This window comes from Mesorhizobium sp. M1D.F.Ca.ET.231.01.1.1 (genome assembly GCF_003999155.2).
Taxonomy (GTDB): domain Bacteria; phylum Pseudomonadota; class Alphaproteobacteria; order Rhizobiales; family Rhizobiaceae; genus Mesorhizobium.
Map to the genome: position 1 here is coordinate 61,689 of NZ_RZOZ02000002.1, position 17,246 is coordinate 78,934.

19 protein-coding genes and 1 riboswitch are annotated in these 17,246 nt (G+C 64.9%); of the genes, 10 read left to right on the forward strand and 9 right to left on the reverse strand.

What is annotated here, in order from left to right:
* Window positions 1-4: 4 nt before the first annotated feature.
* From EN874_RS06725 to EN874_RS06735, 3 genes are all read right to left on the reverse strand, one after another.
* The gene (locus EN874_RS06725) at window positions 5-376 is read right to left on the reverse strand and encodes a response regulator (RefSeq protein ID WP_127426108.1); all 372 of its coding nucleotides are present in this window, start codon (window positions 374-376) and stop codon (window positions 5-7) included.
* 76 nt (window positions 377-452) lie between these two features.
* The gene (gene hpt, locus EN874_RS06730) at window positions 453-995 is read right to left on the reverse strand and encodes a hypoxanthine phosphoribosyltransferase (RefSeq protein WP_124996673.1); all 543 of its coding nucleotides are present in this window, start codon (window positions 993-995) and stop codon (window positions 453-455) included.
* 78 nt (window positions 996-1,073) lie between these two features.
* Complete coding sequence (locus tag EN874_RS06735) at window positions 1,074-1,679, reverse strand: hypothetical protein (RefSeq protein ID WP_245513493.1); 606 nt, start codon at window positions 1,677-1,679, stop codon at window positions 1,074-1,076.
* A gap of 223 nt (window positions 1,680-1,902) precedes the next feature.
* Between EN874_RS06735 and ftsE the strand changes: the two genes are divergently transcribed.
* The 3 genes from ftsE (at window position 1,903) to EN874_RS06750 (ending at window position 4,449) form a co-directional block, all read left to right on the forward strand.
* On the forward strand, window positions 1,903-2,562 hold the full coding sequence (ftsE, locus tag EN874_RS06740) for a cell division ATP-binding protein FtsE (protein ID WP_027167480.1): 660 nt from the start codon (window positions 1,903-1,905) through the stop codon (window positions 2,560-2,562).
* Entirely contained in the window at window positions 2,555-3,544 is a 990-nt protein-coding gene (locus tag EN874_RS06745; RefSeq protein ID WP_127426106.1) for an ABC transporter permease, read from the forward strand. The genes ftsE and EN874_RS06745 overlap by 8 nt, the downstream gene beginning before the upstream one ends.
* Before the next feature lie 179 nt (window positions 3,545-3,723).
* Window positions 3,724-4,449 carry a YdcF family protein gene (locus EN874_RS06750; RefSeq protein ID WP_127426105.1) on the forward strand — a complete coding sequence of 242 codons (726 nt, stop codon included), beginning with the start codon at window positions 3,724-3,726 and terminating at the stop codon, window positions 4,447-4,449.
* A 97-nt stretch (window positions 4,450-4,546) separates the two neighbouring features.
* On the opposite strand, the gene EN874_RS06755 is transcribed toward EN874_RS06750, so the two are convergent.
* Window positions 4,547-5,167, reverse strand: a complete 621-nt coding sequence (locus EN874_RS06755) for a pyridoxamine 5'-phosphate oxidase family protein (RefSeq protein ID WP_127426104.1) — start codon at window positions 5,165-5,167, stop codon at window positions 4,547-4,549.
* 102 nt (window positions 5,168-5,269) lie between these two features.
* Here EN874_RS06755 and EN874_RS06760 point away from each other — a divergent pair, with 102 nt between their 5' ends.
* Both EN874_RS06760 and EN874_RS06765 read left to right on the forward strand, forming a co-directional pair.
* Window positions 5,270-6,172: a LysR family transcriptional regulator gene (locus tag EN874_RS06760; RefSeq protein WP_127426103.1), complete on the forward strand. Its 903-nt coding sequence runs from the start codon at window positions 5,270-5,272 to the stop codon at window positions 6,170-6,172.
* An 87-nt stretch (window positions 6,173-6,259) separates the two neighbouring features.
* Window positions 6,260-7,060 carry a 1-acyl-sn-glycerol-3-phosphate acyltransferase gene (locus EN874_RS06765; RefSeq protein WP_127426102.1) on the forward strand — a complete coding sequence of 267 codons (801 nt, stop codon included), beginning with the start codon at window positions 6,260-6,262 and terminating at the stop codon, window positions 7,058-7,060.
* Between the two features lie 8 nt (window positions 7,061-7,068).
* On the opposite strand, the gene EN874_RS06770 is transcribed toward EN874_RS06765, so the two are convergent.
* The 3 genes from EN874_RS06770 to EN874_RS06780 form a co-directional block, all read right to left on the reverse strand.
* Window positions 7,069-7,689, reverse strand: coding sequence for a LysE family translocator (locus EN874_RS06770; protein WP_127426101.1), 621 nt, complete (start codon window positions 7,687-7,689; stop codon window positions 7,069-7,071).
* 113 nt (window positions 7,690-7,802) lie between these two features.
* Window positions 7,803-8,750, reverse strand: coding sequence for an aldo/keto reductase (locus EN874_RS06775; protein WP_127426100.1), 948 nt, complete (start codon window positions 8,748-8,750; stop codon window positions 7,803-7,805).
* Between the two features lie 250 nt (window positions 8,751-9,000).
* Window positions 9,001-9,531: a gamma-glutamylcyclotransferase gene (locus EN874_RS06780; protein ID WP_127426099.1), complete on the reverse strand. Its 531-nt coding sequence runs from the start codon at window positions 9,529-9,531 to the stop codon at window positions 9,001-9,003.
* A gap of 124 nt (window positions 9,532-9,655) precedes the next feature.
* Between EN874_RS06780 and EN874_RS06785 the strand changes: the two genes are divergently transcribed.
* Together EN874_RS06785 and EN874_RS06790 are read left to right on the forward strand one after the other, a co-directional pair.
* Complete coding sequence (locus EN874_RS06785; RefSeq protein WP_127426098.1) at window positions 9,656-10,654, forward strand: DUF2125 domain-containing protein; 999 nt, start codon at window positions 9,656-9,658, stop codon at window positions 10,652-10,654.
* A 7-nt stretch (window positions 10,655-10,661) separates the two neighbouring features.
* Window positions 10,662-11,606, forward strand: a complete 945-nt coding sequence (locus tag EN874_RS06790; protein WP_127426097.1) for a sugar kinase — start codon at window positions 10,662-10,664, stop codon at window positions 11,604-11,606.
* Between the two features lie 120 nt (window positions 11,607-11,726).
* On the opposite strand, the gene EN874_RS06795 is transcribed toward EN874_RS06790, so the two are convergent.
* Both EN874_RS06795 and hisC read right to left on the reverse strand, forming a co-directional pair.
* On the reverse strand, window positions 11,727-12,662 hold the full coding sequence (locus EN874_RS06795; RefSeq protein ID WP_189394098.1) for a prephenate/arogenate dehydrogenase family protein: 936 nt from the start codon (window positions 12,660-12,662) through the stop codon (window positions 11,727-11,729).
* Between the two features lie 5 nt (window positions 12,663-12,667).
* Window positions 12,668-13,771, reverse strand: coding sequence for a histidinol-phosphate transaminase (gene hisC, locus EN874_RS06800; protein WP_127426095.1), 1,104 nt, complete (start codon window positions 13,769-13,771; stop codon window positions 12,668-12,670).
* Between the two features lie 163 nt (window positions 13,772-13,934).
* Window positions 13,935-14,012: riboswitch (SAM riboswitch) on the forward strand.
* A 92-nt stretch (window positions 14,013-14,104) separates the two neighbouring features.
* Between hisC and EN874_RS06805 the strand changes: the two genes are divergently transcribed.
* The 3 genes from EN874_RS06805 to EN874_RS06815 all read left to right on the forward strand — a co-directional run bounded on the left by EN874_RS06805 (window position 14,105) and on the right by EN874_RS06815 (window position 17,202).
* Window positions 14,105-15,274, forward strand: a complete 1,170-nt coding sequence (locus EN874_RS06805; protein ID WP_127426094.1) for a homoserine O-acetyltransferase — start codon at window positions 14,105-14,107, stop codon at window positions 15,272-15,274.
* An 88-nt stretch (window positions 15,275-15,362) separates the two neighbouring features.
* Window positions 15,363-15,977 (forward strand): methionine biosynthesis protein MetW, encoded by a 615-nt coding sequence (gene metW / locus EN874_RS06810; RefSeq protein ID WP_126087398.1) that lies wholly within the window; start codon window positions 15,363-15,365, stop codon window positions 15,975-15,977.
* A 289-nt stretch (window positions 15,978-16,266) separates the two neighbouring features.
* Window positions 16,267-17,202 (forward strand): glycosyltransferase family 2 protein, encoded by a 936-nt coding sequence (locus EN874_RS06815; protein WP_127426093.1) that lies wholly within the window; start codon window positions 16,267-16,269, stop codon window positions 17,200-17,202.
* Window positions 17,203-17,246: the final 44 nt, after the last annotated feature.

Here is a 17,246-nt window from a genome sequence, read left to right on the forward strand (position 1 = left end):
ACAGTCAAGCGAAGCAGCTTAGCGCCCGACCGACGCGGGCGCGGATCTCGGCCAGCGTGAACGGCTTCTGCACGACGTCGAGGATGATGCCGTTCAGTTCCTCGGCGCGCTCGCGCTGGTCGGCATAGCCGGTCATCAGCATGATTTTCATCGCCGGGAACTGTCTTGCCGCCGCCGTCGCCATCTCGATGCCGTCCATCTCCGGCATGCGGATGTCGGATACCACGAGATCGTAGCCGCCGCGCGCCTGGTTGATCAGCGCGAGCCCCTGCGCGCCGTCGGCGGCGATGGTGACGCTGTGCCCGTCACGCTCCAGCGCGCGGGCAGCAAGGGTGCGGACGGACTCATCGTCCTCGACGATCAGGAGCTTTGCCATGCCGAGATAGATGCCGCCGAAACGTTGACGTTTTCTGAAAATTTGAAACGCCGCTGCGGCCTTTTCGGCGCGACCGTTACGCGTCGCCCTTCACGACCCCGACAAACGGCAATTCCCGGAACGCATGCGCGACGTCCATGCCGTAGCCGACGACAAAATAGTCGGGGCAGTCGAAGCCGACATAATCCGCGTTGAGCGTGGTCTGGCGCCGCATGCGCTTGTCGAGCAGCACGGCGATCGCGCAGCTTTTGGCGCCGCGCGACAGCATGAGGTCGCGGGTGAAGGAAAGCGTCTTGCCCGATTCGAGGATGTCGTCGATCAAAAGCACGTCGCGGCCGGCGACCTCATTGTCGATGTCGCGCAACACCTTGACCTCGCCGCTGGTGGTGCCGGCGCCGTAGCTTGAGATGAAAATGAACTCGACCTCGGGCGACAGGCCGACATCATGCATGGCGCGGATGAGGTCGGCGGCGAACACGAACGAGCCCTTCAGGATCGAGATCACCAGCAGATCGTGATAGTCGCGCCCGGCGATCTCCTTGGCGAGCTCGAGATTGCGGCGGGCGATCGCCGACGCCGAAAACAGGACCTCGATATCCTTGCCGCGCACAACTGGCATCAACTACCTTTCTAAAAAAGATCGCCCGGGCGTTTTGAGATTCAGATCAGGCCGGCGTCACCTGAATATCAATCCGCCTCAACCGGCGAAGGTGACCGATACGGCCCTAACGCCGTTTCTAGGCACATCGAGACGGCTGGAAAAGCCGAATCTTTCGCCGGGCGCCAGCGAGCGGTTGGATGTCCCCAGCCTGTAGCGGATGACGTTGCTGGCATTGTCGGTGACGCGGATCTCGAGCGGCGGCAGCGGCTGCGATCTTGCGCCGTCATTGGCGGCCTCGCCGTCGACGAACAGGACGGGCTTCAAGCCCGAGGCATCGATTCGCGACGTCACGCCGGAAATGCTGAGCGCGCTTGCCGGCGCAGAAGCCGCCCAGAAGGGGCTTTGACGCACCAGGGCGTGTCCGCCCGACACCCAGAAGGCGACGAGCGCTGCGCCCACTCCGGCGGTCCAGAAGATCGGACCGCCGCGCGAGGCCGGCCGCGCGGGCACGCCCTCCGGTTTGCGCAGCATGCCCATGCCTTCGATGGATGGCGTCGAGGGCGCTTGCGGTGGCAGCGGCGCCGCGATCGGTTCCGGACGGGCAGCGAATCGCGGCAACACCACATAGTCGGCATCGACGATGTCGGCCGGCGCGTCGAGCCTGACGCGCTCCGGCGCGGCGTTTGCTGCCGCACCCGTCATGATTTCGCCGGAAACAGGGCGCGCGGTTCGATCCTCAGCCATTACGGCCCCAGTGCAATCTTCGTTTGTTTTGGGTAAACGCAAATGGTTAACGCTTCCCCACCGGAACCGCCGTGAAACGTCGAAAACCAGCAGAAATTAACCAACCATTAACCATGCCGGCCGATGGTCTTGGCAGAGAACAGGCTGGCAGGACGCCGCCTAAGGTTTCAGGTCGCCGAAAGTGATCCGCTTCGAAAATGTCGGCCTTCGCTATGGCATGGGTCCGGAGATCCTCCGCGACATTTCCCTGCACATTCCGGAGCGCTCCTTTCAGTTCCTGAGCGGTCCCTCGGGCGCCGGCAAGACGACCTTGCTGCGCCTGCTCTTCATGTCGCTGAAACCGACGCGCGGGCTGATCACCATCTTCGGCAAGGATCGCTCGCGCATCTCGCGCGGCGAGTTGCCGCTGCTCAGGCGCCGCATCGGCGTGGTGTTCCAGGATTTCCGCCTGCTCGATCACATGACCACCTACGAGAACGTCGCGCTGCCGTTGCGCGTGCGCGGGCGCGAGGAAGCGAGCTATCGCACCGACGTCACCGAGCTCCTGAAATGGGTCGGCCTCGGCGACCGCATGCATGTGCTGCCGCCGGTGCTGTCGGGCGGCGAGAAGCAGCGTGCCGCGATCGCCCGCGCCCTGATCGAGCAGCCCGAGATCCTGCTTGCCGACGAGCCGACCGGCAATGTCGATCCGCCGCTCGCGCGCCGGCTGCTGAGGCTCTTCATCGAGCTCAACCGGCTTGGCACCGCCGTGGTGATCGCCACCCACGATCTCGGCCTGATGGAGCAGGTCGATGCGCGGCGCATGATTCTCGCCGGCGGAAGGCTGGACGTCTATGACTGATCTTCCGGCCGATCACCTGCAGGACGAAGCCGCCGGGACGACGGCGACCGTCCGGCGCGTCCAACGCAAGATGGCGCCGATCGTACCGGCGCAGAACATCGCCGGCCGGGCGCTGGTGCTGGTCATCGCCATCATGACCTTCCTGTCCTGCCTGACCTTCGGCGCCGTGACGCTGGTGCGCGACACCGCTTCGGTGTGGGAGAACCAGATCTCGCGCGAGGCGACGATCCAGATCAAGCCGGTCGAAGGCCTCGACATGGAAGCGGCCCTCGCGCAGGCCTCGCAGATCGCCAGCGAGTTTCCCGGCGTGACGGGCACGAAGATCGTCGACCGCGATGCGACGGCGCGCCTTTTGGAGCCGTGGCTGGGCACCGGCCTCAACATCGACGAGTTGCCGGTGCCGCGCCTCATCGTCGTCACCATCGACGAGGCCAATCCGCCCGACTTCGCCGCCATGCGCGCCGCGATCACGCCCAAGCTGCCGAGCGCCGCGCTCGACGACCATCGCACCTGGGTCGACCGGCTGGTCGCCATGGCGCGCACGACGGTGACGATCGGCTTTGCCGTGCTGGCGCTGATCTTGTCGGCGACGGTGCTGACCGTGGTGTTCGCCACGCGCGGCGCCATGGCCGGCAACGGTCACATCATCGAAGTGCTGCATTTCGTCGGCGCCGAGGCCCGCTTCATCGCGCGCGAATTCCGCTGGCATTTCCTGGTCACCGGCATGAAGGGCGCCGCCGCCGGCGGCGGCGCCGCGATCGCTGTCTTCATCGTCTTTTCCTGGTGGTCGTCGCGCAACATGGCGACGCCTGAGGCGGATCAGGCGACCGCACTCTTCGGCAATTTCGCCATCGGCTCCACCGGCTATCTCGGCGTCGGCCTGATGGTGCTGGTGATCGGCGCGCTGACGGCGGCGACCTCGCATGCCACGGTCGTCGCCTACCTCAGCGATATCGATATCCGTCAGCCGGAGGCGGGCTGACCATGATCCGAAGCCAAGGGTCGGCGAATGCAGGAGGCAGCAACCGGGTTTCCGATGCGATTGCGATCCAAGTGCATGATCACGCAAGGGAAACTGCCGTAACGCAATGTGCGCCGCCCCATCTATCAAAGGCCGCATTTCAGAGTTAACCATAGGACGTTTTCAGGATTAACCTGGGGATGATGGACGCGCGGGATTCCTTCGGAACGGCTGGACGGATGCCGGCGGCGCTTGGACGCGGCGCGGCGCCTGCAAGGCCCGGTCGTCTCAGGTTCGCGCTTCGTCTCTGCGGTTTCTTCCTGCTTGCCCTGTTGGCGCTTTTCGCCGGCGGCTTCGGCTGGTTTGCCGATAAGGTCAGCAACATGACGACGCCGGTCAATCCGGCCAGGGCCGACGCCATCATCGTGCTCACCGGCGGCCAGTCGCGGCTCGACGCCGCCATGGATCTGCTGGCATCGGGCAAGGGCGAGCGGCTGCTGATCAGCGGCGTTCACCCCTCGGCCAGCCGCCGCCAGCTGCAAATGGCGACGGGCGGCGACAAGCAGCTGTTCTCCTGCTGCGTCGATATCGACCGCGCCGCGCTCGACACGATCGGCAATGCCGAGGAGAGCGCCAAATGGGTGGAAAGCCACGCCTATGGCAGCATCATCCTCGTCACCAACAACTACCACATGCCGCGCAGCCTGCTGGAGATGAGCCGGCTGCTGCATGGCGCGCGGCTCGAGCCCTATCCGGTGGTCAACACCAAACTCGGCAATGGAAGCTGGCTGACCAAGCCGGAAGCGCTGCGCGTGCTGCTCACCGAATACAGCAAATATGTGCTGGCGCTGGCGCGCGGCATCGTTCCCGTGCGCCCGACCGCAGAGGGCGTCACGCTCGCCGAAGCCTCCACGGCAAAAAACTAGAGCAATTCCCGGAAAGGTGTGAGCGGTTTTCCGTCCGGAATTGCGTAAAAACAGGGAGATAGGGCGTTTCGCCGTTTCTGTGAAACGGTGAAACGCACTAGGCTTCACCCGGCGCATTGCCGCGCAGCCGCGCGATCTCCTGTTCGAGGCTCTGGATACGCCCGTCGCGTTCGGCAAGCGCCGCCGCCACATCCGCCGCCTCGAAGCGCTGCGGGATGTGCTGCGGGCAATTGGCATCCCAGGCCGTGACGCTGAACAGGATCGCCTGCTCCGGCCGTGCCTTGTAGTTTGCCGGCATCAGCCTTGCCGTCAGTTCCGCATCGTCCTCGACGACCCGCGCCCGACCCCAGATCTTGATGCGTTGCCGAAGCATGTAGTCGATGAGGAAAAGGAAGGCCTGGGCATTGTCTTCCAAGTTGCCCTGCGTGATGAACTGCCGGTTCCCCGAAAAGTCGGCAAAGCCGATCGTGTGCTCGTCGAGCACCTTGAGAAAGCCGGCCGGCCCGCCGCGATGCTGGATGTAGGGCTGGCCCTGGGCATTGGCCGTCGCCAGGAGCACGCTGGTCTGCGCCTCGACGAAGGCCGCGAGATCGGGCGTGATCGCCGCGCGCCAGCCGCCGCGCTCCTCGACGCGGGCATAGTTTCCGCGCGAACCCTTGCGGGACTGGATCGCCTTGACGGTGGGCGTGAAGGCGACATCGCTGGTGAAGGCGTTCATGGCGGCGCTCCTCGAACGAAATCCCATAATATTTAATCCCTTCCGAAATCCGAAGACAGAAGGCATATTTGCAATCTATCCTTCCGTTATCTGGAAGAATGAATGGACCGCCTCGACGCCATGTCCCTGTTCGTCGCCACGGTGGAGGCCGGCAGCCTTTCCGCCGCCGCGCGGCGCGCCGGCGTCCCGCTGGCGACGGTCAGCCGCAAGCTCTCCGTGCTGGAGACGCATCTGAAGACGCGTCTGCTAAACCGCTCGGCGCGACGCCTCACCCTGACAGACGCCGGCCAATCCTATCTGGCCGCCTGCCGCCGGATCCTGGAAGAGGTCAGCGAAGCCGAGCGCGCTGCCGCTGGCGAATACTCGAGCCCGACCGGCGAATTGGTCATCACCGCGCCGGTCGTCTTCGGCCGCCTGCATGTGCTGCCCGTAGTCACCGCCTTCCTCGCCGCCTATCCCGACGTCGACATCCGCCTGACCCTCTCGGACCGGATCACGCAATTGGTCGAGGAGCATATCGATCTCGCCGTCCGCATCGGCGAGCTGCCGGATTCGGCCATGGTCGCGATGCGCGTCGGCTCGATCCGCCGCGTCGTCTGCGCAAGCCCGGCCTATCTCGCCGAGCGCGGCACGCCGCTCGAACTGCGCGATCTCGCCGGCCATGACTGCGTCACCTTCGAAGGGCTTGCCGCCCCCGCGACATGGAGTTTCGTGTCCGGTAATAGGGAATCCGTGGTTCCGGTCCGCTCGCGGCTGCAGGTCAACACCGCCGAGGCGGCGATCGATGCGGCGATCGCCGGTCTTGGCCTGACGAAGGTGCTTTCCTATCAGGTGGACGCCGCCGTGCGCGCGGGCGCGCTTCGCGTGGTGCTCGAGCCGTTCGAGCCGCCGCCATGGCCGGTCAATCTCGTGCATGCCGGCCAGGGCCTGCTGCCGGTAAAGCTGCGCGCCTTCCTCGATTTCGCGGCGCCGCGCCTGAAGGAGCGGCTGGCGCAATCCTTATGACGGCGGCGCGCTCGCTCACCAGGCCGTTTCCTTTTTGTCTGCGCTTGGTGTAACCAACGCACACTTCCACACCGGGCCCCTTCCCGCATGCTCTATATCCGCTCGCTGGCGTTCAACCTTGCTTTCTATCTCAGCCTGGTCATCCAGATGATCTTCTGGACGCCCTTCTATTTCCTGTCGCCCCGCCACCGCGCCTGGTTCGTGCCGAAATTCTGGTCGCGCACCTCGATGTGGCTCTATGACAAGATCGCCGGCACCAGGAGCGAGATCACGGGCGTCGAGAACCTGCCTGAAGGGTCCTTCATCCTGGCGCCGAAGCATCAGTCCTTCTGGGACGCGATCGCCTTTTTTCCGTATCTCGACGACGCGTTGTATATTCTGAAGCGGGAACTGACCTGGATCCCCTTCTTCGGCTGGTACATCATGAAGATGCGCATGATCCCGGTCGACCGCGGCAGTCGCGCCAAGGCGCTGAAAGCGGTCGTCGCCGCGACCAGGCAGGAAATGGCGCGCAATCCGCGCCAGCTCATCATCTATCCCGAAGGTACCCGCCGCCCGCCGGGCGCCGAGCCGTCCTACAAATACGGCATCGTCGAGCTCTATACCCAGCTCGGCGTCCCCGTGGTACCGGTCGCCCATGTCGCCGGCCTCTATTGGCCGCGCCGCAAGTTCATGCGCTATCCAGGCACCATCAAGGCCCGCTTCCTGCCGCCGATCCCGCCCGGACTCGACAAGGAGGAATTCATGCAGCGCCTGATCGGCGAAACAGAAGCCGCCTGCGACGAGCTGCTGGTCGAAGCGGCGAGCACGGCGAACCCGCCGCCGATGCCGCCGACGGCGGTGAAGCGGCTGGCGGAGCTCGGCGCGACGAAAACGGCGAAGGCCTGAGAGCCCTCCTACGGCAGCGCTGCCAAAGCAGTCGTCAGCACCAGTGTCGCGGCAAAAGCGAGATTGATGATCCGCGCGGCCCGCGGATTGCGCAGCAAGCGCGCGAAGACCGTGCCCGCGAGAAGCCACAGGATGTGGATGGCCACGATCATCGCCGCGAGCACCAGCAGCTTTGTCGACATGCCGAGACCGTCGGCCTGCGACGAAGCGCCGGCGAACACGGCGCCGATCGCCACATAGGCTTTCGGATTGGCGACGGCGAGCATGAAGCCGCCGAGAAAAGTGGGACGCGCCGCCTTGTTTGCACCTTCGGCAAGCGGCGGCGCCATTGCTATCCTGAGGGCGAGATAGAGGATGTAGGCGGCCGAAGCGACTGTCAGCACGGGCGCCAGCGCCGGCATCGAGGCGAGCATGCCGGCCAGGCCGGCGGCCACCACGAGAAGCACAGCGATCGTCCCGAACACGACGCCTGACGTGTAGCGCATTGACGGACGCAGTCCGAAGGCGGCGCCTATGGCGGTCACGCTGATCGTCGCCGGACCGGGACTGCCCATGACGACGGTGGCCGCCAACACCAGCGCCAGCAGTTGCTGCCAGGACTGCGCTCCAGACAGAATGTCTCCGATCATGCCGAATCCGATTCCTGTCGCGATGCGTCAGGAATTATCGCGACGCCGCCCGCAAAGGTCTTGGACGATCGTGCGCGGAGCCGATCGGCTTCGCGCACCTGCCTTAAGAGACGTTAGGCGCTGGCGCGATCGAGCGCGGCGATGTCGTCGGCGGAAAGTTTCAGCGACGCCGCGCGGATCAGGCTGTCCATCTGGGCGGGCGTCGTGGCGCTGGCGATCGGCGCGGTGATGCCCGGCCGCGCCATGATCCAGGTGAGCGCCACTTCCGCCGGCTTGGCCGAATGGCGCCCGGCGGCCGCGTCGAGCGCGGAGAGGATGCGCATGCCGCGCTCGTTGAGATACTCGGCCACGTCTTCGCCGCGCTCGCTCTGGCCGAGATCGGTCTTGCTGCGGTATTTGCCGCTCAAAAAACCCTTGGCCAGACTGAAATAGGTGATGACGCCGAGATCCTGCCCCTTGCAGAGATCGATCAGCGGGCCATCCAGCGAAGAACGATCGTACAAATTGTATTCAGGCTGCAGAACCTCATAACGCGGCAGGCTGCGCAGGCTGGCGACATCGAGGGCCGCGCGCAACTGTCCGGCATCGAGATTGGAGCAGCCCGGATAGCGGATCTTGCCCTTCTCGAGCAGGCGCTGATAGGCGCCGAGCGTTTCCTCGTAAGGCGTGGCCGGGTCGGGCCAATGCGACAGATAGAGATCGATGACGTCGGTCTGCAGCCGCTTCAACGACTGATCCACCGCGTTCTCGATATAGGCCGCCGACAGGTCCTTCTTTCCCTGGCCCATGTCGGAGCCGACCTTGGTGATGACGACAATGCTGTCCCGATTGCCGCGGCTCTTCATCCAGTTGCCGATGATGGTTTCGGATTCGCCGCCCTTGTTGCCCGGCGCCCAGCGCGAATAGGCATCCGCCGTGTCGACGGCGTTGAAGCCGGCCTCGGCGAAGCGATCGAGCAGGTCGAACGAGGTCTTCTCGTCGGCGGTCCAGCCGAAGACGTTGCCTCCCAGGACCAGCGGCGCGATGGAAAGGTCGGTGCGACCGAGACGGCGTTTCTGCAAGACTGATCTCCGTGATGCTGGGAAGGCCTGGACGCCCAAAGAAGGGCTTGGTGGGATGGATTGCCGTTAAGCTAGGTCGCGCCTTGCCGAGGTCAAAGGCATGGTTCTGCTTTTTGATCGGGCCAGAGCAATTCCAGCAAAAGTGCGTAGCGGTTAGGGTCAGCGGCCTCGCTGTAGCCCTTGTGTCCGGGATTGCGGAAAAACAAAAAGATAGAGCATTGGAGGCGATCTGGTTCGCCGGAAATGCCCTTCACGAAGGCGCGACCCGCCGCCCCACGTCTTCCAGCCAGTGGTCGCGGATGCCGAGCGCTTTCAGATGCTCCACCGTGCTCAAGACATAGTCCTCGTTCCTGCCCGACTGGCCGACCGCGCCGCGCACGACTTCTGCCGCATGGCCGGCATCGAGCCCGCCGGCATATTGCTCGTGCGCGCGGTCGACAATGTAGGCGACCGCTTCGACCGTTCCGCCTCGTCCTGCCCCATCCAGCCGGACATCGAGGGTGCGTTCGAGATAGATGCTGGTCACCAGTTCGCGCTCGCGCAGATAGGAAAGCACTTCGTCGCGCAAATCGCCGGGCACGCGAAAGGCAAGACCGATGCACGAGCCGCCGCGGTCGAGGCCGAGCACCAGTCCCGGCCTCTCGCGCGTGCCGCGATGCACGAAGGAATAGACGCAAAGCGACCGGCGATAGCCGTAAAGGCGGGCGCGCCGCGTCTCGACATGTGCGAATCCCGGCCGCCAGATCAGCGACCCATAGCCAAAAACCCAAAAATCGCCCATATCGCCAAGCCTGATCGCATTCGAGTGACGACACCGCACCGATAAGGTGTTTGTTCCGTCCCCGCTTCTTGTGCGTGAGATTAACAGCCCGCTCGCCGCACGAGGGGTTAACGAGAGCCGCAGCATGACGTCAAGTGACCAGCGATCGCGCAAACCTCGCCGCCGGCTGTTCTGGCTTGCCGCCTTCATCCTGGTGCTGTTCGCGCTCTACAGCGGCGGATGGTTCTATCTCGCCGGCCGGGTCAAGACCGAGGCCGAGCGGACCGTTGCCGAGCTCGGAGGCAAAGGCATCAAGGCCGACTGCGCCAATCTCACGGTCAGCGGTTATCCGCTGACCTTCGCTGTCTCCTGCGACAGCCTGGCCTATCAGGACGATGCCCGGAATGTCGCGGCGTCGATCGGCGATTTTAGCGCCGTCGCCCGGATCACCCAGCCCTTGTCGCCCGTGGCGGATCTGCGCGGGCCGTTGCGGACCGTCGCGCCAGGCATGCCGCCGCTGTGGCTCGACTGGGACCAACTGCGCGCCACGGTCAAACTGTCATGGCCGCTTCCCCGGCGCATTTTGCTGCAGGCGGAGGGCCTGTCCGGACAGACCGATCCGGCCGACGACACCGATCCCATGCAGTTGTTCAGCGCCGGCCAGGCTGCTGGCCAGTTGCAGCCTAACGGCCAGGATATCGTCTATACCGGCAGCTTCAGCGATCTTGAGATCAACGCCAACGCGATCGGCGGCCGCGTGCTGCCGGCGCTGGACGGCGGCGGCGAGGCGACGCTGAAGAACGGCGTCGCGCTGCTTGCGGCGCCGCCGAAAAGCCTGCGCGGCCAGATGGTCGACATTGCCAGCCTCGACCTGTCGTCGGGAACGGCGCGCGTCACCGTGTCCGGACCGATCTCGGTCGACGCGGACGGCCTGATCGATGCCAGCCTGAAGATCAAGCTCAAGGACCCCAAGGCGGTGGCGGCCATCCTCGCCGGCGCCATTCCAGAGCGCAAAAATGAAATCGAGCAGGGTTTTGCCGGCATTGCCATGCTCGGCAGCGAGCCGTCCATGCCGCTCAAGGTCGTCAAAGGCAAGGCTTCGCTCGGCTTCATCCCGCTCGGCAAGATCAAGCCGGTAGAGTAGGCCGATAATGCCAAGGCCGGTCAAGCTGCTCAGTGTCGGCGCCTTCACCCTCGATACGATCTTGCGTGTCGAGACGCTCCCCACGCATCAGGGCAAATTCATCGCCGGCGATGGTGTCCAGATCGCCTCGGGCATGGCGACGAGCGCCGCCTGCGCCGCGCATCGCCTCGGCGCCGACGTGTCGCTCTGGGCGAGCGCGGGAGACGATGCGGTCGGCGACCGGCTGATCGCCGAGATCGAGGCGGAAGGCGTCGACTGCGGCCTGGTCCGCCGCGTCGCCGGCACGCGCTCTGCGCTGGCCGCGATCCTGGTGGATACCCATGGCGAGCGCATCATCGTTCCCTTCTATGACGGGAAGGCGCAAGCCGATCCCGGCTCCCTGCCGCTTGCCGATCTTTCCGGCTTCGACGCCGTGCTGGCGGATGTGCGCTGGCCGGGCGCCGCCGCACTTGCCTTGACGGCCGCGCGGGACGCCGGCCGTCCGGCGATCCTCGACGCCGACACCGCGCCGGTCGAGGTGCTGGAACGGCTCTTGCCCTTGGCCTCGCACATCGTCGCCTCTGAGCCGGCGGCGCGCATCGTCTGCGGCCACGCGCTCGACCCTGAAAGCGCCTGCGCCGATCTTGCCTCGCGCACCGACGCCTTTGTCGCGGTGACCGGAGGCGCCGCCGGAACCTGGTGGCATGACCGGGCAGCCGGCCGCGTCCGCCATGTCGAAGCGCCAAAGGTCAAGGCAGTAGACACGCTCGCCGCCGGCGATGTCTTCCACGGTGCTTTTGCCGTTGGCCTTGCCGAAGCGATGCCGGCCGATCAGGCGCTGCGCTTTGCCAGCGCCGCCGCAGCGCTCAAATGCCTGCGCTTCGGCGGCCGGCTCGGCGCGCCGGACCGGGCCGAGACACTGGCGATGATGGCGGCCCACTGGCCGTCATCCCAGCAAGGCAAAGGGAGCTGAGATTCAGGTCAGGCCGAGTCGAAAATGGCGGTTTCCGAGAACCGGAGCGGAGCGTACTTAAAGTACGTGAGCACCGGAAGCGCAGGGAACCGCCATTTGCAGGCCGGCCTCACCTGAATATCAGCTCCTTTTAGGATGCTCGACCGCTTGGCGGCCGAAATCCGGCACATCGATGTCCTGGCCGGCCTCGATGATCGAGCGGCGGATGGCGCGGGTGCGGGTGAAGAGGTCGAACAGCTTTTCGCCGTCGCCCCAGCGGATCGCCCGCTGCAGCGACGCGAGATCCTCCGAGAAGCGCGCCAGCATTTCCAGGATCGCGTCCTTGTTGTGCAGGCAGACATCCCGCCACATGGTCGGGTCGGAGGCAGCCAGGCGGGTGAAGTCGCGAAAGCCGGAGGCGGAATATTTGATGACTTCCGTCTTGGTCACGGATTCCAGATCGTCGGCGGTGCCGACGATGTTGTAGGCGATGATGTGCGGCAGATGCGAGACGATGGCCAAGGTCATGTCGTGATGCTGCGGGTCCATCGTGTCGATGTTGGAGCCGCAGCGGCGCCAGAACTCCGAGAGCCTCTCCAGCGCCTCGGGGTCGGTGTCCGGCAGCGGCGTGAAGATGCACCAACGGTTGTCGAAGAGGTCGGCGAAGCCGGCATCCGGCCCGGATTTTTCCGTGCCCGCCAGCGGGTGGCCAGGGATGAAGTGCACGCCTTCGGGCACATGCGGCCCGACTTGCGCGATGACGGAGGCCTTGGTCGAGCCGACATCTGTCAGGATGGCGCCTTTCTTCAGCGCCGGCGCGATCTCGGCGGCGACCTCGCCGGACGAGCCGACCGGAACCGACACTATGACGAGATCCGCGTCGCGGACCGCTTCTTCTGCATCGATCGTGTAGGAATCGCCGAGACCGAGTTCCCCGGCCCGGTTGAGCGTCGATTTGCTGCGCGTCGCGATGGCGACATGGCGCGCCAGGCCCTCGCGGCGGATGACGCGGGCAAGCGACGAGCCGATCAGGCCGATGCCGACCAGCGCTATTCTTTCGAACATCGGTGATGCCATGGTCTCTAGCTTTTCAGGAAGGTCTTGAGCGCATCGACGACGCCGCGATTGGCTTCTTCGGTGCCGACACTCATTCGCAGCGCATTGGGGAAGCCGTAGCCGGTGACACGGCGCAGAATGTAGCCGCGCGCACTCAGATAGTCGTCGGCCGCCGCCGCCGAATGCATCTTGTCGTCCGGGAAGTGGATCAGCACGAAATTGCCGACGCTGGGCGTCACGCGCAGCCCGAGCTTGGTCAGTTCCTCATTCAGCCAGGCCAGCCATTTTGCATTGTGCTCCACGCTGCGCTCAATATGGGCGCGGTCGCGGATGGCCGCGATGCCGGCCTCGATCGCGGTCGCGTTGACGTTGAAGGGGCCGCGCACGCGGTTGATCGCATCGACGATATGCGCCGGCCCGTACATCCAGCCGACGCGCGCGCCGCCGAGGCCGAGCTTTGAGAAGGTGCGGGTCATGGCCACATTCTCGGCGCTGCCCGCCAACTCGATGCCGGCTTCATAGTCGTTGCGCCGCACGTACTCGGCATAGGCCGCGTCGAGCACCAAAAGCACGTTCTTCGGCAATCCGGCGTGCAGCCGGCGCACCTCCTGGAACGGCACGTAAGTGCCGGTCGGATTGTTGGGATTGGCAAGGAAGACGATTTTTGTTCGCGGCGTGACGGCAGCCAGGATCGCGTCGATGTCGGCGCGCTCGTCGGTTTCCCTGACCGCCACCGGCTTGGCGCCAGCGGCCTGGATGTAGATCTTGTAGACCATGAAGGCGTGCTCGGTGAACACGGCCTCGTCGCCGGGCGCGAGATAGGTCTGCGCCAACAGGCCGAGGATCTCATCGGAGCCGTTGGAGCAGATGATGTTTGCCGGGTTGAGGCCATGCACCTCGGCGATCGCCTCGCGCAACCGGCGGGCGGAGCCGTCGGGATAGACATCCAGTTTTGCAGCTACCTCCCGCGCGGCCTCGATCGCCTTCGGCGAAGGCCCGAGCGGATTCTCGTTCGACGACAATTTGTAGACCTTCGTCACGCCGGCGGGCGCGGTGCTTTTTCCAGGCACGTAGGCCTCGATGTCCATGATGCCCGCGCGGGGCGTCGGACGTGGCTGATCCTGCTTCATGTCACAAATCCGTCGAGAAGGCCTCGGTCCGGAGGCCGCTGCGGAAATACAGGCCGTGGCCCGGAATGTCGAGTGCCGCGCTCGCGCCGGCAGGCTGGCCTCAAATGCTGCCCCTCGGATGCTGGCCGTTGACGAAGCGCAATGCTGGTCCTAGAAGAGCAGCCGGACTTCCCGTGGTGATTTGGCCGGTCGGCTTGCAGCCACGTTAAACAATTCGCTAAAGGGCCGTTTGCAACCTGTAACCGGCTTTGCGAAGGCGAGCCGGTTTTTTGTTGTCCGCGGCCGGCCGGACACCGCGTCGGTGAGATCGATGCGGACTGGATGGGGAATGCAATGGCCGCTCAGCGCGCTCCAAGGACCAACAACGAGGCCGACCGCCCGTCGAGCCCGGTGCTGCAGTTCGGACCCGACAAGCCGCTGAGGCTCGATGCCGGCACGGTGCTGTCGCCGTTCCAGGTCGCTTACCAGACCTACGGCACCCTCAACGACGCCCGCTCCAACGCCATCCTCGTCTGCCATGCGCTGACCGGCGACCAGCACGTCGCCAACACCAATCCGGTGACCGGCAAGCCTGGCTGGTGGGAGGTGCTGATCGGCCCCGGCAAGATCATCGACACCAGCCGCTTTTTCGTCATCTGCGCCAACGTCGTCGGCGGCTGCCTCGGCTCCACCGGCCCGGCCTCGACCAATCCGGCGACCGGCAGGCCCTATGGCCTCGACCTGCCGATCATCACCATCCGCGACATGGTGCGCGCGCAGCTGATGCTGGTCGACCATTTCGGCATCGAGAAGCTGTTTTGCGTGCTCGGCGGCTCGATGGGCGGCATGCAGGTGCTGCAATGGGCCGCAAGCTACCCGGAGCGCGTCTTCTCGGCGCTGCCCATCGCCACCGGCGCCCGCCATTCCTCCCAGAACATCGCCTTCCATGAGGTCGGGCGGCAGGCCGTCATGGCCGATCCGGACTGGCACGGCGGTAAATATCTGGATTTCGGCAGGCGTCCGGAAAAGGGGCTCGCCGTGGCCCGCATGGCCGCCCACATCACCTATCTCTCGGAAGCAGCGCTGCACCGCAAATTCGGCCGCAACCTGCAGGATCGCGAGGCGCTCACCTTCGGTTTCGACGCCGATTTCCAGATCGAGAGCTATCTGCGCCATCAGGGCATGACCTTCGTCGACCGCTTCGACGCCAACTCCTACCTCTATCTGACCCGCGCGATGGACTATTTCGACCTCGCCGCCGACCATGGCGGACGGCTGGCCGACGCCTTCGCCGGCACCAAGACGCGCTTCTGCCTGGTGTCCTTCACATCAGACTGGCTGTTCCCGACCGAGGAGAGCCGCTCGATCGTGCATGCGCTGAACGCCGCCGGCGCCTCCGTCTCCTTCGTCGAGATCGAGACCGATCGCGGCCATGACGCCTTCCTGCTCGACGAGCCGGAACTGTTCGCGGCCATCAACGGCTTCATCGCCTCGGCCGCACGCGCCAGGGGGCTCAGCCTGTGAGCGGCGCGCGATCCCTCTGTTTTGGCCGCATTTGCGCGGCGCCAGGATTCCCCGTGGCCGCAAAGGCTCCAAGGCCGGAGGTGTGCCCATGAGCGTCAATCGTGCCCAGCGAGTCGACCTCGAGGTCGTCACCGGTCTCATCCCGCCGCATTCGCGCGTGCTGGATGTCGGCTCGGGCGACGGCGTGCTGCTGGAGCTTCTGCAGGAGACCAGGCAGGTCGACGGCCGCGGCCTGGAGCTGTCGCAGCGAGGCGTCAACGAATGCGTGGCGCGCGGCCTTTCCGTCGTCCAGGGGGATGCCGACACGGATCTGAAATTCTATCCCGACAAGGGTTTCGATTTCGTCGTGCTGTCGCAGACCATGCAGGCGACCCGCAATCCGAAGGTGGTGCTCGACGAGCTGCTTCGGATCGGCAACCGCGCCATCGTCTCCTTCCCCAATTTCGGCCACTGGCGCGTGCGCTTCTCGCTGCTGATCAAGGGCAGGATGCCGGTCACCAAGGACCTGCCCTACTCCTGGTACGACACGCCGAACATCCACTTCTGCACCATCCGCGACTTCGTCAATCTGTGCGAGGAGCTCGGCGCGACGGTCGAGAAGGCCACCGCGCTCGACGCCAACGGCCAGAAGATCGGCCTGTCGATGCCGTGGTGGTTCTGGAACTTCTTCGGCCAGCAGGCGGTATTCCTGCTCAAGCGCTGACTGCGGTCGTGGAAAGATGATGGCGGTGCAACATCCAACCTGTTCGGTCGGGGTGGAAGTCGTTCCTGCAGTGTCGGGCATGGCTGAGGATAGGTCGTCGCAAAGTGTTGCCTTCAAACCGCATGACATTGAGGAAATACGTACCGACCCTGACGCTGAAGCGACGCTTCAGGTGACATAGGCGCATCTTTTCGGTACCGTTTTTGTCGAATCCATCGGGGCGGTGGACATAAAGGGCAGGTGCGGGATCGATCCGATCGTTGCTTGTCCGCCCCACAACGAAGGTTAGATGCCGACCGCTTCCGACACAGCTCCTCTGATCACCGTGATCACACCGACGCACAACCGGCGCAGCCAGGTCGTGCGCGCGGTGGAAAGCGTTCTTGCCCAGACACTTACCCGCTTCGAGCACATCGTCGTCGACGACGGTTCGACCGACGGCACCGCCCTGGCGCTCGCCGAAATTCGCGACCCCAGACTGATCTATGTCGGCGCGAAATGGCGGGGCGCCAATGCCGCGCGCAACGCGGGCATCGAGCGCGCGCGGGCGCCGATCGTGACCTTCCTTGATTCGGACGATGTCTATCTGCCGGACCGCCTGGACCGGACGCTGTCGCACTTCGACAAAAACCCTTCTCTCGAAGTGCTGATCAGCTCCTTCATCTCTGTGAAGGGCAACCGCAGCACCAAATGCATCAACCGCCAGGCCTTGCTCGACAAAAGCACGCTGCAGCGCGCTCTGGTCTCGCAGACGATCTTCATCGCCGGCTCGGCGATCACCGCCCGGCACGAATCGCTGCTTGCGATCGGCGGCTTCGACAGCGACATCACGCGCATGCAGGACCGCGAATTGCTGCTGCGTTTTGCCAACCGCAGCGGCGCCTTGCTGTCGGATGATATCGACTGGAAGAAGTACAATTCGGAAAATTCGATTTCCGGCCGACGCGACGGCTATGTCGAGGCCTATGCCAACCTGATCGGCAAGCACCCCTACATCGCCGACCGCTATCCCGACGTCCCGCCCTATATGATCGCGCGCCAGATCATCGCCGACATCCTGAAGGGCAGGCTGCCGCAGGCATTTTCGGGCTATCTCGCCAACCGGTCGTCCAAGGCGCTCGGCTACTCGCCGGCCGAACTGCTGCGCGGCTATGTCGTCGGCCGGCGTTGGCGCCGCGACTGCTATGACGAGTTCCGCGCCAAATACGGCGCCCGGGCGGTTTAAGGGCGCCTGGGGCAAAACCGTCCGGAATTGCGAAAAACAGAAGT

Excerpts from the sequence above, each read along its gene's own strand:
- hpt (WP_124996673.1), bottom strand. The coding sequence starts at position 995 with ATGCCAGTTGTGCGCGGCAAGGATATCGAGGTCCTGTTTTCGGCGTCG.
- EN874_RS06790 (WP_127426097.1), top strand. The coding sequence starts at position 10,662 with ATGCCAAGGCCGGTCAAGCTGCTCAGTGTCGGCGCCTTCACCCTCGAT.
- EN874_RS06805 (WP_127426094.1), top strand. The coding sequence starts at position 14,105 with ATGGCCGCTCAGCGCGCTCCAAGGACCAACAACGAGGCCGACCGCCCG.
- EN874_RS06750 (WP_127426105.1), top strand. The coding sequence starts at position 3,724 with ATGATGGACGCGCGGGATTCCTTCGGAACGGCTGGACGGATGCCGGCG.
- EN874_RS06745 (WP_127426106.1), top strand. The coding sequence starts at position 2,555 with ATGACTGATCTTCCGGCCGATCACCTGCAGGACGAAGCCGCCGGGACG.
- EN874_RS06795 (WP_189394098.1), bottom strand. The coding sequence starts at position 12,662 with ATGGCATCACCGATGTTCGAAAGAATAGCGCTGGTCGGCATCGGCCTG.
- EN874_RS06780 (WP_127426099.1), bottom strand. The coding sequence starts at position 9,531 with ATGGGCGATTTTTGGGTTTTTGGCTATGGGTCGCTGATCTGGCGGCCG.
- EN874_RS06760 (WP_127426103.1), top strand. The coding sequence starts at position 5,270 with ATGGACCGCCTCGACGCCATGTCCCTGTTCGTCGCCACGGTGGAGGCC.
- hisC (WP_127426095.1), bottom strand. The coding sequence starts at position 13,771 with ATGAAGCAGGATCAGCCACGTCCGACGCCCCGCGCGGGCATCATGGAC.
- EN874_RS06765 (WP_127426102.1), top strand. The coding sequence starts at position 6,260 with ATGCTCTATATCCGCTCGCTGGCGTTCAACCTTGCTTTCTATCTCAGC.
- EN874_RS06725 (WP_127426108.1), bottom strand. The coding sequence starts at position 376 with ATGGCAAAGCTCCTGATCGTCGAGGACGATGAGTCCGTCCGCACCCTT.
- EN874_RS06755 (WP_127426104.1), bottom strand. The coding sequence starts at position 5,167 with ATGAACGCCTTCACCAGCGATGTCGCCTTCACGCCCACCGTCAAGGCG.
- EN874_RS06735 (WP_245513493.1), bottom strand. The coding sequence starts at position 1,679 with ATGACGGGTGCGGCAGCAAACGCCGCGCCGGAGCGCGTCAGGCTCGAC.
- EN874_RS06770 (WP_127426101.1), bottom strand. The coding sequence starts at position 7,689 with ATGATCGGAGACATTCTGTCTGGAGCGCAGTCCTGGCAGCAACTGCTG.
- metW (WP_126087398.1), top strand. The coding sequence starts at position 15,363 with ATGAGCGTCAATCGTGCCCAGCGAGTCGACCTCGAGGTCGTCACCGGT.
- EN874_RS06815 (WP_127426093.1), top strand. The coding sequence starts at position 16,267 with ATGCCGACCGCTTCCGACACAGCTCCTCTGATCACCGTGATCACACCG.
- EN874_RS06785 (WP_127426098.1), top strand. The coding sequence starts at position 9,656 with ATGACGTCAAGTGACCAGCGATCGCGCAAACCTCGCCGCCGGCTGTTC.